The sequence below is a fragment of the Nakamurella sp. UYEF19 genome, assembly GCF_040546275.1.
GTDB lineage: Bacteria > Actinomycetota > Actinomycetes > Mycobacteriales > Nakamurellaceae > Nakamurella.
Genome location: NZ_JBEPNO010000016.1, coordinates 22559 through 35001, shown reverse-complemented (window position 1 = coordinate 35001; position 12443 = coordinate 22559). Strand labels below are relative to the sequence as shown.

10 protein-coding genes are annotated in these 12443 nt (G+C 68.0%); 2 read left to right on the top strand and 8 right to left on the bottom strand.

Annotated features, from left to right (window positions below):
• Positions 1–16 precede the first annotated feature (16 nt).
• The 6 genes from ABIB25_RS19590 to ABIB25_RS19565 all read right to left on the bottom strand — a co-directional run bounded on the left by ABIB25_RS19590 (position 17) and on the right by ABIB25_RS19565 (position 5094).
• Positions 17–877 carry a DUF881 domain-containing protein gene (locus ABIB25_RS19590; protein WP_354530196.1) on the bottom strand — a complete coding sequence of 287 codons (861 nt, stop codon included), beginning with the start codon at positions 875–877 and terminating at the stop codon, positions 17–19.
• Entirely contained in the window at positions 874–1206 is a 333-nt protein-coding gene (locus ABIB25_RS19585; protein WP_354530195.1) for a small basic family protein, read from the bottom strand. The genes ABIB25_RS19590 and ABIB25_RS19585 overlap by 4 nt, the downstream gene beginning before the upstream one ends.
• A 136-nt stretch (positions 1207–1342) precedes the next feature.
• The gene (locus tag ABIB25_RS19580; protein ID WP_354530194.1) at positions 1343–2446 is read right to left on the bottom strand and encodes a DUF881 domain-containing protein; all 1104 of its coding nucleotides are present in this window, start codon (positions 2444–2446) and stop codon (positions 1343–1345) included.
• Between the two features lie 32 nt (positions 2447–2478).
• Positions 2479–3030 carry an NUDIX domain-containing protein gene (locus ABIB25_RS19575; protein ID WP_354530193.1) on the bottom strand — a complete coding sequence of 184 codons (552 nt, stop codon included), beginning with the start codon at positions 3028–3030 and terminating at the stop codon, positions 2479–2481.
• A gap of 3 nt (positions 3031–3033) precedes the next feature.
• The gene (locus tag ABIB25_RS19570; protein ID WP_354530192.1) at positions 3034–4446 is read right to left on the bottom strand and encodes a UTP--glucose-1-phosphate uridylyltransferase; all 1413 of its coding nucleotides are present in this window, start codon (positions 4444–4446) and stop codon (positions 3034–3036) included.
• A gap of 45 nt (positions 4447–4491) precedes the next feature.
• Positions 4492–5094: an Lrp/AsnC family transcriptional regulator gene (locus tag ABIB25_RS19565; RefSeq protein ID WP_354530191.1), complete on the bottom strand. Its 603-nt coding sequence runs from the start codon at positions 5092–5094 to the stop codon at positions 4492–4494.
• A gap of 135 nt (positions 5095–5229) precedes the next feature.
• Between ABIB25_RS19565 and ald the strand changes: the two genes are divergently transcribed.
• Positions 5230–6342, top strand: coding sequence for an alanine dehydrogenase (gene ald, locus ABIB25_RS19560; protein ID WP_354530190.1), 1113 nt, complete (start codon positions 5230–5232; stop codon positions 6340–6342).
• Positions 6343–6422: 80 nt separating this feature from the next.
• Here ald and ABIB25_RS19555 read toward each other — a convergent pair whose 3' ends face one another.
• On the bottom strand, positions 6423–6860 hold the full coding sequence (locus tag ABIB25_RS19555; protein ID WP_354530189.1) for an OsmC family peroxiredoxin: 438 nt from the start codon (positions 6858–6860) through the stop codon (positions 6423–6425).
• Positions 6861–7702: 842 nt separating this feature from the next.
• Complete coding sequence (locus ABIB25_RS19550; RefSeq protein ID WP_354530188.1) at positions 7703–7993, bottom strand: hypothetical protein; 291 nt, start codon at positions 7991–7993, stop codon at positions 7703–7705.
• Between the two features lie 678 nt (positions 7994–8671).
• Between ABIB25_RS19550 and ABIB25_RS19545 the strand changes: the two genes are divergently transcribed.
• Positions 8672–12340, top strand: coding sequence for a glycoside hydrolase family 2 TIM barrel-domain containing protein (locus ABIB25_RS19545; RefSeq protein ID WP_502919858.1), 3669 nt, complete (start codon positions 8672–8674; stop codon positions 12338–12340).
• The last annotated feature ends 103 nt before the right edge of the window (positions 12341–12443 follow it).

Sequence of the window (12443 nt, the reverse complement as noted above, 5' to 3'; positions counted from 1 at the left end):
TGCACGACGGACTCGCTCAGCCCCCGGCCGGCCGAGCGTATTGCGGTGTACGGGCCGGTCGCAAGGCGGTGATCGCGATCCGCGGCGACTGCGTGCTCGTCATCGCACCGCCGGCCCGCCGGACGGTGTCGAGGACCCCGCCGGGGATGGCCACCGCGGCGGCCAGGGTCGGCGGATCGCCGATCGCCAGAATGGTGAACGGGGCGGTCAGGGCGGTGCCGTCGAGGCTGATCGCACCGCCGGTCCCGCTGAACGACGAATCGACACCGATCCTGACGGGCCCGACCTGGAACGCCTCGGCGCCGGCGTTGCGCAATTCCTCGACGGCGTCCAGCAGCAGTTCGGGCGGCACCTGCCGTTTCGGATCGTCGATGACGATCCGGATGCCGGTGCCGGTGGCCGGGACGGCGCCGGTCAGGATGCCGAGGGCCTCGGCCTGACGTTTCGCCTCGGCCAGCGCCTCCGCCGATGACGCACCGCTCCCCCGCAACCGGGCCAGCGTGTCCTGCAGGTCGCCGATCTCCTTGTTGAGGTCGTCCTCGCGGCGTTGCAGACCGTCCAGGATCTGGACCAGATCGTCCGGCCGGGCGGACGCCAACGCATCCCCGGAGGCGGTACGGCGCACCTGGATGACACCCGCGAAACCCAGCACTGCACACAGGGCGGCCACCGCGAACCGCGCGACCACCCTGCGGCGCAACGGCTGCCGCTCATGACGGCCGGGTTCGTGGTGCTCGTGCTGCTCGCTCGACTCGCTCGGCTGATGGCCATCTTCGGGCGGACGTCGATCGGCCGGGAGCCGATCGGCCGGGAGCCGATCGGCCGGGGGCCGGTCGGCCGGGGGCTGGTCGGCCGGTGGTACCTCCGGGTCCGTCATGCCTTGAAGATGTGACGCCTGATGGCGGCGGCGTTGCCGAAGATCCGGATGCCGAGCACCACGACCACGGCGGTGGAGAGCTGCGAGCCCACACCGAGCTGGTCCCCGAGGAAGACGATGAAGGCAGCCACCAGGACGTTCGCGATGAACGAGATGACGAACACCTTGGCGTCGAAGATCTTCGCCAGGTTCGCCCGGATCGCACCGAAGACCGCATCGAGGGCGGCGATCACCGCGATCGGCAGATACGGCCCCAGCCAGTCGGGCACGGTCGGGTGCAGGAACAGGCCGATGGCGACCCCGATGACCAGTGCGATTGCCGCGTACAAGGTCTCGAATCCCCTCTCGATTCTCCAGGTCTGCCGACGCACACTCCGGGACTGGGGTCGGAAGTCCGGCCGGGTCGAACTCTACGGGCGGGCAGGCGCGGATCCGTGTGAGGCGGACCGGCCGGCGACCGGCTGGTCACCGGCTGCCGGATGATGCCGTCGGAGTCGGCGTGATCGGCACTGCGGTCGACGCGGACACCGCGGTGGTCGGCACCACGGTGGACGTAGCCGCGGTGAACGTAGCCGCGGTGAACGTAGCCGCGGTGGACGTAGCCGCGGTGGACGTTGCCGCTGGTGGCGGAACTGTCGTGGCGCGGTCCCGGGAGGTCACCGCTGACCTGGTCCTGGACACAGCGGTGACCGGCGCCGAGGCGTACCGGAGGTCAGGCGAGGCGCCCGCCGGCAGCGTCAGCGTCGACTGGGCGGAGATGTCGAACCTGATGCCGTAGAGCGAGACGAACGTCTGGAACCGGCCGAACCCGATCGTGTCGACGAACTTGACGTGCAGGTTCGACGGGTCGCCGATGGCCTCGATGCCGAGGGGGAAGAACACCGGCCGGTTGTCGACGAGGATGGCGTTTCCCGCCTGACGGATCGCGCTCGTCGTGCGCAGCCGCACTCCGCCGATCGCGATGGCCTCTGCTCCGGACGACCAGAGCCCGTTGATCAGGAGCTGGATGTCGCGGTCCAGGATCACGCCGGCTCCGGAACTGGTGGTTGATCCGTCGATGACCACCGTCAGGCCAGGCCCGGTGACTGCGGTGACAGCGCCCTGCACCTCGAGCGCCTGCACCGTCTGGAGTGGACCGCCGACCCCGAGAGCGGCCTGCGCCGAACGGACCTCGTCGGCCAGCAGGTTCTGCCGGGAGGCCAGCGCGCTCTGCTTGGCCTGCGCCGTGTCGATGTCCTGGAGCAGCCCGAGCCGCGCTTGATCGGCCCCCGCCGCCTGGTCCTGGGTGCTGGCCGCGGCAACGCCGAGGACCAGGCCGACGATCACCAGTCCGGCGCTGAGATAGGAGGTGGCTCGTGAGCGACCCGCCCTGGCCGTGCCGACCGACGAGGTGGCGTCGTCGGCAAGGGCCGCGCGACGATCGGCCGCGGCCTGGTATCCAGGATCGAGGTGGTCGGAGACGAGGGACTCCAGCAACGGGAGCGGATGACGAAGGGACAGCGCCGGGCGGCCGCCCTCGTCGTACCGGAGGTCCCCGCCGTGCGGCTCGCCGACGAGATCGCTCCGCACGTCCTGGCCGCCGGTCTCGCCGATCTCCCCGGTCAGCGTCGCACCAGCAACAAGCCATAGGCGGCCACCGTCGTCCCGTCGACGATGGTCCCGTCCGAGATCATCGCCCGTAGCTCAGCCTCGGAGAAGGTGCGGTGCACCATGTCGATCTCCGTGTCCTCGCGGGCGTGTTCCCCGGGCGTCAGGTCGGTGGCGTGGAACAGGTCGAAACCCTGCGAGCAGAATCCGGGCGCCTCGTGGAGCCGGCCCAGATGCGTCCAGGTCTGTGCCGTCAGGCCCGTCTCCTCGCGCAGTTCCGCCTGCGCGAGGGCCAGGGTGTCGCCGCCCTTCCCGGGCGGCCACCCGCCCATCGGGAACTCCCACGACCTCCGCGCCACCGGGTACCGGAACTGTTCGACCAGGTGGAAGTGGCCGTCCTGCTCGGCGATGACGAGCGCGAAGTCCGGCTTGTCCACCACGCCGTAGACGCCGGTCTGCCCATCGGTGCGTTCGAAGGTGTCCTCGCGGATGCTCATCCAGGGGTTGGCGTACTTCACCGTCGACCCGGTCGGCCACATGTCGGGCGGGTGGCGTTCGTCCGACATCGATCAGCCTGCTCTGCCGAGAACCGTGCCGTCGGCGATGACGCCGGGGGCACCTTCCGCCGTCATCGTCGCCGCCCCGACGACCGTGACATCGCGTCCGAAGGTCCAGTCCCCCTTCACCTTCAGGCTTTCCGCGCCGACGAGCGATGGCGACCCGTACGGGAATCTGGCGTCGAAATCGGCCAGCAGCCTGTAGACGTCGTCGAGTTCGACGAGCGGGGCGGTGGTCAGGGTCGGCACCAACCTGACCTCCGCCCGGTCCGTCAGGAGGTAGGCGTCGGACCGCAGCACCAGCAGGTCACTGGTCGCCTTGACCGGCAGGAACCGGGTGCGGTCGACCTCGATCGCGATCGCGCCGTCGAACACCTCGATCGCCGAGCCCATTGCCGTCTCGATCTGGATCACCTCCGGTGACGTCGGATCGGACGGATCGACCGTCTTGACGTTGCGGATGATCGGCAGCCCGAGGACACCACCGTTGGACCGCAGCGTGTCGCGCAGCGCCCGGAGATCCAGCCACAGGTTGTTGCTGTTGAAGTAACGGTGCAGGTTGATGTCGCCGAACGCCGCCGCGTCCTGCGGGCTGGTCTGCGCGGACTCGCGGAGCACGAGCCGACCGTCGCTGCGGCGCCGGGCCAGGTGACCACCCTTGCGGTCGGCCGGGGTCCGACGGCAGTACTCCGCGCCGATCGGCGCCCCCGAGCCGACGAACCAGGCCGCAAGGCGTGGATCCGGGACGGCGCCCAGGTTGTCGGAGTTGGAGACGAAGAGATAGCGGAAACCTCTGTCCAGCAACAGATCCATCACGCCTGACGCATCGAGCGCGGTGTAGATGTCGCCATGCCCGGGCGGGCACCACTCCAGCGAAGGGTCGGCCGGCCAGCTCACCGGTGTCAGGTCGTCGGACCGAAGTTTGGGTTCGCGGTTCTGCAGGAAGTCCAGCGGCAGGTCCTCGACCGCGAGATCCGGGTGGGCGGCCAGCGCGGCGAGCGAGTCGGTCTGGGTGCGGAAGCTGTCCATCAGCAGCAGCGGTAGCTCCACGCCGTACTCGCCGCGCAGGGCGATGATCTGCCGGGCGATGAGATCCAGGAAACTCTTGCCGGGCCGCACCTGCACCAGGGACTTCGCGCGTTCCATGCCCATCGATGTCCCGAGGCCGCCGTTGAGCTTGACGACCGCCGTCTGCCGCAGGGCTTCCTTCGCCGCTACCTCGTCGGTCTCCAGATCGGCGAGGCGTGGCAGCGACTCGATCGGCTCCAGATCGGCCTCCGCCAGGATGCCCGTCTCACCCGACGCGAGCGTCCGGTAGGAGTGGGCAAAAGCGGCGATCGCACTCGGATGCACCCCTGAACTTCTCATGAGCTCTTCGGCGAGGATCAGGCCGTTCGAGGCGGGGACTGCGGGCGAGATCGGCATTGCCGAATGGTAAAACACGCATCCGACAGTGCGTCGGCCGATGCGTCAGGCCGGGCCGGAGCCGCGGAGGTGTTCGAAGATCAGGTTGGTCTCGGTGAGGGCGACCTCGGGGTGGGCAGAGAGCTGATCGACCACGAAGTCGCGTAGGCCGATCGCGTCGGCGGCCGCGACGTGCAGGAGGAAATCGTCCGCGCCGGCCAGGAAGTACAGGTCGAGTACTTCGGGCAACGAGCGGATGCGATCGGTGAAGGCCTTCATCCGGCTGCGTGCTCCGGCCTGCAGCCGGACGGCGATCATCGCCTGCAGCGGGCGGCCCAGCGCGGTCGGGTCGATGTCGGCGTGGAATCCACGGATCGCACCGCCGGCCCGTAGTGCCCTCACCCGGCCGAGGCAGGTCGACGGCGCGATCCCCACCGCCGCGGCCAACGCGTTGTTCGGGGTACGGGCATCGGCGGCCAGCAGTTTCAGGATCTGGCGATCGACCTCGTCGAGGGTGGACGGCGGGCCAGGGCGGTCCGCAGTGCCGCCGACCGCAGCGGGATCCGAGCGACGACCATGGTGCACGCCCGGCACCGGATTCGAAGCGGAGGCCGGTGGCCGAACAATCTGCGACGGGAGGGGCCGCGGCCCGTTCGTCGTCGAATCCATGCTTTGAATTCTACCTCTGCACCGAATCTTCGGATGAAGATCTTCCCCTTGCCAGGGCATAAGTTCAGAATGAAGACACTCAACTTCGCTGTTCGTCTTCACACCCCTCGAAACCCATCAGGAAGGCACCTCCCCATGCTCATCGGCGTACCCGCAGAGATTAAGAACCGCGAGTACCGCGTCGCACTCACCCCGGCCGGCGCGCATCATCTGGTCGGCGCGGGGCACCAGGTGCTGGTGCAGGCCGGGGCCGGAGAGGGTTCCCGGATCGGTGACGCCGAGTTCGTCGAGGCCGGTGCGACGGTTGTGGCGACCGCCGAGGAGGCCTGGGCCGCCGAGATGGTGGTGAAGGTCAAGGAGCCCATCGAGTCCGAGTACCGCCACCTCCGTGACGATCTGCTGCTCTTCACCTACCTGCACCTGGCCGCTGACCGCCCGCTGACCGACGCCCTGCTGTCTGCGGGTACCACGTCCGTCGCCTACGAGACCGTGCAGCTGCCCGACCGCTCACTCCCGCTGCTGGCCCCGATGAGCGAGATCGCCGGCCGGATGGCACCTCTCGTCGGCGGCTACCACCTGATGCGCAACGAGGGCGGCCGCGGCGTGCTGCTCGGCGGCGTGCCGGGCGTGACCAACGGCAAGGTCGTGGTGCTCGGCGGCGGTGTCGCCGGCATGCACGCGGCCACCATCGCCCTCGGGATGCGCGCCGAGGTGACCGTCATCGATCTGTCCCTGCCGACGCTGCGCCGACTGGACACCCAGTTCCATGGCGGTGTGAAGACCATCGCCTCCAACGCCTTCAACATCGCCGAGGCCGTGCGCGACGCCGACCTGGTGATCGGCTCGGTGCTGATCCCGGGCGCCAAGGCGCCGAAGCTGGTCACCAACGCACTGGTCGCGCAGATGCGCGAGGGCTCGGTGCTGGTGGACATCGCCGTTGATCAGGGCGGCTGCTTCCAGGATTCTCACCCCACCACCCACGACGACCCGACGTTCACCGTGCACGGTTCGGTCTTCTACTGCGTGGCGAACATGCCAGGCGCGGTGCCGCGCAGCTCGACGTTTGCCCTGACCAACGCGACGCTGCCCTACATGAGCTCGCTGGCGAACCAGGGGTGGAAAGCTGCGCTGCGCGCCGACGCGGCGTTGGCTGCCGGGCTCACCACCTCGGCCGGTTCGCTCACCAACGCACCCGTCGGCTCGGCCCACGGCATCACGGTCGTCGAGCCTGCCGCTCTGCTGGGCTGACCGACCGGGTCTGGAAGGCCCGGCCGGACGCACGGCCGGGCCATGCGGGGGTCGACTCCGCAAGGCCCGGCCGCTACGGACTACGCGAGGGCGGCGTCCAGCGTGATGGTCACGCCGGTGAGCGCCTTCGAGATCGGGCAGGTCTCCTTGGCCGCCTGCGCGGCCGTGGCGAATCCGTCGGCGTCGAGGCCCTCGACCTGTCCGCGCACGGTGAGCTTGATCCCGGTGAGCCGGAATCCGCCCGCCGGGTCCGGTCCCAGTCCGACCTCCGCGTCGGCGACCAGGCTCTTCACCGTGCCACCGGCCTCACCGATGATCGCGGACAGCTGCATGGCATAGCACGAGGTATGAGCCGCGGCGATCAGCTCTTCGGGGCTGGTCGTTCCGCCGGCTTCGTCGGCGGCGCGCCGCGGGAACGATACGTCGTAGCTGCCGATGCCGGAGCTGACCAGCGAGACCTTCCCGGACCCGTCCTGCAGTCCGCCGCTCCATTCGGTACGCGCCTTGCGTGATGGCATTGATGACTCCTTCTTCTCCAAAGGGCCGGCCGCACGGGCCGGCCCTGTCGTGGTGTGCGATCCGGGCGTCCTTCGGGCGACCCCTGATCACCCCCACATGGTGCCCCATCACCGCACGGATCATGCCTGCGGAGTACCGGTGCCGGCCGCGCAGGAAGGCTCCTGACCAGGGAAAGATACCTGTGGGAAAAGCCGCGCGACCGGCCACTGCACCGACTCCGTACCAGCCGTTGATCCATAGGCACCTCGCCAGTCCGACTGGAATCGGCCATTTCGACCACACGCCGAAATACCCGGCCTCGCAGGGACAACCGCCCGGTCGGGCGGCGACACCAAGCAGGTCCGCCATTCACGACGACATCGGGATCATCTCTACCGGAGCGGATCTCCGGCTATCCGGCTCGTCCATAGTCGACTGACTGTTGGGATCTGCCGACTGCCGCCCGAACGCTTCGCCGGCTATTCACGGAAAGGTGGCCGATCCCCCGCCTGCCTATTTGTACGGTCCAGACGTCGTCACACTTGGTCAACCTTACCCATCTCCAGAGTGATTCGCCGCGCAGCTTCGAGCGACATATTGCCCACTGTCCGGGGAGTCGGCTAATTTCCGATCCAGCTTCACAGGGTCAGCGTCTCGTTACCCGGAGTTGGAAAGCTCTCCTCGCACCCCTGGTCCTATCGGCCACGAGCATCACCTGAACTCAAGTGGGTGCCACATCACCACCAGCCCTGTCGTACCCGGCCATCCGTCGAGATCCGGGCCACCGGAGGTCGATCCGTACCTCGCCCTGCCCAACTCGTCAACCTCATCGGAACGACCGAGCCCGGCGACGTTGACCCTGTTACCGGCCGGCCCCGACGACGCCCCAGCCGGCCGGAAGTCCTCGATGCGCTGGTGCGCCGTCACCGTCGGTGGGCCGGAGTCGCCACCGCTGACACCGGCACTGAGCCGCGAATTGCACCTGCTCGAGCAGTTCGATCTTCCGGTGGACCTCGGTCGCCTCGACTCGATCCTGGGCGAGTCGAGGTCCCAAGCCTGCCGCCTTGCCCTGGTTGCCGATCAGCCGGCGGAGCGGTCGCTCCGGCGAGCGGGTGAAACGGTGCGCGGACCTCGCGTTGACCGTCTTGAGCATCCCGGTGATCGTCCCGCTGATGGTCCTGATCGCCCTGTCGGTCGGCACTAGCGGGCGGCCCCTCTTCTTCCAGACGCGAGTCGGCGCCGGCGGCCGGATCTGAGGCAGACCAGCGGCTGGAGACTTCGCCTCGGTTCGGCACCATCCGCACCGAAACCGATGTCGGCCAACGGGTCCGGGGAGCGATGGGATTCCGGCTCGGCTACCCCCGGACCGGTTCGATCCAGTCTGCGGCGACCGGGTTCGGCGACGTCCATCCGACCTCCCGACCAGACCCCAAGACTCCACAGCGTGCTGTGAACCCGACCGGGGATCGGCCGTCAAATATAGCTCCACGCACTCAGTTGACTACGATCCGCTGTCCACGGCGATGGGTTTACCGACCATCGGTGTGCACCGCGCCGGGTTGCCTCGCTTCGCACGTCGGGCCCAGGGCCGCCGAGTCGAAGCAGGTTCGACATGGTCGCCGGGTCGAAGCAGATTCGGTGTGGTCGCCGGGTCGCGACAGTCGCTCTCCCCGCGCAGGCCCGGGAACCGACGCCGAAATCTTTGACGGTATTTGTCCTAAAATGTCGAGTTCGAAACCGACTCTGATAGAAACCTGTTCGGATCTGTTGACCTATGTCTACACGTGACGATACGGTCACCGCACGTCATTCCCATTTGTGGAGGTTTGCCTTGGTCAACGCTGATCGCCGAGCCCGTCCGGTCCGACGTCGCCTTGCAGCCACGTTCGCCCTTTTTCTGGCGGCGGGACTACTGGTCCCGCTTGGAGCGCAACCCTCGGCCGCAGCCCCACCGGGTCAGGCCGCCCAGGCCTCCGCAGGCCTCGCGGTAGCGACGTCGGCGCCTGTCGCCGCCGTTGCACCGCAGCCGGCCGGGTCGGACAAGATCCAGGGCACCCTCGACGACGGCACCCGCACCGTCAGCTTCAACGACGACTGGCGGTTTGCCCTCGTCAACTCCCAGGACATCACCGATCCGACCGGGGCGTACGCACGGGCGGCCGACCCGGGTTACGACGACACCACCTGGGATGCGGTCAAGCTCCCGCACGACTGGAGCATCGGCCTCGACCCGGTGGCCGAGGCCGGCACCGACAGCGGCACCGGCTTCCTGCAGGGTGGTCTCGGCTGGTACCGCAAGACCTTCACCCTCCCGAAGGCCGATGCCGGAAAGCAGATCACGGTCGAGTTCGACGGCGTCTACATGGACTCGTCTGTCTACGTCAACGGCACACTGGCTGCAGCCCACCCCTACGGGTACACCGGCTTCAGCGTCGATCTGACCACGCTGGCCCATACCGGCGGCACCCCCAACGTGATCGCGGTCAAGGTGCAGAACAAGCTGCCGAGCAGCCGGTGGTACTCCGGCAGCGGCATCTACCGCAACACCCACCTGACCGTCACCGCCCCGGTACACGTCGCCCGCTGGGGAACGTATGTCACCACCCCGACGCTGGAGGCCGACCTCGCCCAACGCCGTGGGGTCGCGCACGTCGAGACCACCATTTCGAATGACGGGAAGCGCAACGCCGCAACCACTGTCGTCACCACTGTGCTGGATGCCACCGGGAAGCCGGTCGGCAAGGCCTCGTCGAAGTTCACCCTGCCGGTGGGACAGCAGACCGTGCCGGCCACCATTCCGGTGAGCAGGCCGCACCTGTGGTCGACCGGAGATCCGTACCTGTACCGGGTCCGAACCGACGTCAAGGTCGGCAGCGCGACAGTGGACAGCACCACCACGTCCTTCGGTTTCCGCTACTACGACATCGACCCGAACCAGGGGATGACTCTCAACGGCAAACACCTCAAGCTGCAGGGTGTCGACCTGCACCACGATCAGGGGGCGCTGGGCTCGGCGACCAACATGGACGCGCTGCGCCGCGAACTGACGATCATGAAAAACATGGGCGTCAACGCCTTCCGCACCTCGCACAACCCGCCCTCGCCGGAGATCATGCAGCTCTGCGACGAGATGGGCATCGTGGTGATGGTGGAGGCGTTCGACACCTGGCACACCCCCAAGCGCACCTACGACTACGGCCGGTTCTTCGACGCGAACAGCGACTCCGACATCAAGGAGATGGTGTACGCGCACCGCAATTCGCCGTCGGTGATCCTGTGGTCGATCGGCAACGAGATCCCCGACTCCACCAGCGCCGCCGGGCTGACCATCTCCAAGAAGCTGATCGCGGATATCAAGGCAGTGGACGACACCCGGCCCGTGGTCATCGGCTCGGACAAGTACCGTTCGGTGCCATCGCCCACCTCGGCGACCGCCCAGATCCTGAACAACCTGGATGGTCTCGGTCTGAACTACAACACCGCCAAGTCGGTGGATGCGCTGCACGCCGCATTCCCCACGAAGTTCCTGTTCGAGTCGGAGTCCTCCTCCGAGACCTCGACCCGGGGCTCCTACCAGGACCCGGCCTACCCGAACACCGGTGAGAACTACACGCCGGGCAAGCGCAATGCGTCGTCCTACGACAACAACCTTGCGTCCTGGACGATGAGCGGCGAGTACGGACTCAAGAAGGACCGCGACCGCAAGTACTTCCTCGGCGAATTCCTGTGGTCGGGCTTCGACTACATCGGCGAGCCGACCCCCTACGACGTGTTCCCCGTCAAGTCGTCCTACTTCGGGGCGGTCGATACTGCGGGCTTCCCCAAGGACATGTTCTACCTGTTCCAGAGCCAGTGGTCGCCTACACCGATGGTGCACCTGCTGCCGATGAACTGGACGGATTACCAGCCGGGGCAGCCGGTCTCGGTCTGGGCCTACTCAAACGCCGACACCGTGGAGCTCTTCCTCAACGGCAAGTCTCTCGGCGTCCGGACCTTCGACCACAAAACCACGACCGACGGCCGCAGCTATCTGGAAACCACCGAACCGACCGGCGACGACAAGACCTTCCCCGGCGGCAGCTACACCAGCCCGAACGGCAGCACCGGCAAGCTGCACCTCGCCTGGAACGTGCCGTTCGAGGCCGGAACGCTCGAGGCGGTCGCCACCAGGAACGGCAAGGTGATCGCGACCGACAAGCTGACCACTGCGGGCAGGGCGACCACCACGAGCCTGACTCCCGACCGGGCCGCGATCCCGGCCGACGGCAGGTCGTTGTCCTACATCACCGTCGATGTCGTCGACAAGGCCGGCACCATGGTTCCCGATGCCGATGACCCCCTGCACTTCTCGGTCACCGGTGGCGGCACCCTGGTCGGGCTGGACAACGGTCGGCAGGAGAGCGCCGAGAACTACAAGTCCTCCGATCGTTCGGCCTTCAACGGCAAGGCACTGGCCATCGTGCAATCCAACGGCTCGGCGGAGCCGATCACGGTGACGGTCACCGGAGCGAACCTGACTCCGCAGTCGACCACGATCTTCCCGACCAGAACCAGCTCCGAGGCCACGGTCGGCATTCAACCGGTGCACGTGCGTGTCGCCATCGGCGGCACGCCGACGCTGCCGAAGAAGATCACCGCGGTCGCCGCCAACGGCAGGACGAGCGCGCTGCCGGTGGTCTGGAAGAAGACGGGCAGCTGGGCGGAGCCGGGTACCCACCGGATCATCGGCAAGGTCACTGGGTCGAAGCTTGCCGCTACGGCGGTGGTGACGGTCTACGACGTGCAGGACATCGGCTGGTACGCAGGAACGACGGTGGTCGGGGTGGCGCCGTTGCTGCCCGGCACCATCCGGGTCGGTTACACCGATGGCTACCAGGCGGACACAGCCGTAGAATGGAACCGCCCCGCGGCAACGGATCTCACCGCCGGACACACCGTCACCGTCACCGGGAAGCTCGTCGGCACCCACTACCGGGCCAGCGCCCGGATCGAGGTGGTCGCGGCCGGCGCCCCTACCGATATCGCGAGCCAAGGCTCGGCGTTCGAATCGAGCGCGGACGCCAGCTACTCCGGGGCCGGCGACACCGTTCCGGCTGCGCTGCTGGATGACTCGGCCACCACCGCCTGGTCGAACTACTACAACAAGTCGGCGACCGCGCTGCTGCCGGCGGTCAGCAAGGCGAATGCCGCTGACTGGGTGTCGGTCAGTTGGCCGGCGGCCCACACGGTGTCCTCGGCCACCGCTGCCTTCACCGTCACCGCCGGCAGGTACGCGGCACCGCAAACCACCCAGGTCCAGTTCTGGGACGGTGCGGCCTGGTCTGCGGTCACCGGGCTCACCACCACCCCGGGGGCGGCCGCCGGCGACCCGACGGTCTTCGCCTTCGACCCGGTGAACACCACCCAACTCCGCCTGACGATGACCAGTGCTGCGCCGGGTGCCTCGGACGGCTTCGTCCGGATCAGCCGGCTGGAGGTGCTGGCCGACCCGGTCGGCTGATCAGCAAGCGGGACGTTCTGTTGAATGAGCATCCGGACCAGCGCGGCCGACGGGAACTTCCGTCGGCTGCGCTGGAGCGTCCGGATGGTCCGGGCCAGAACGA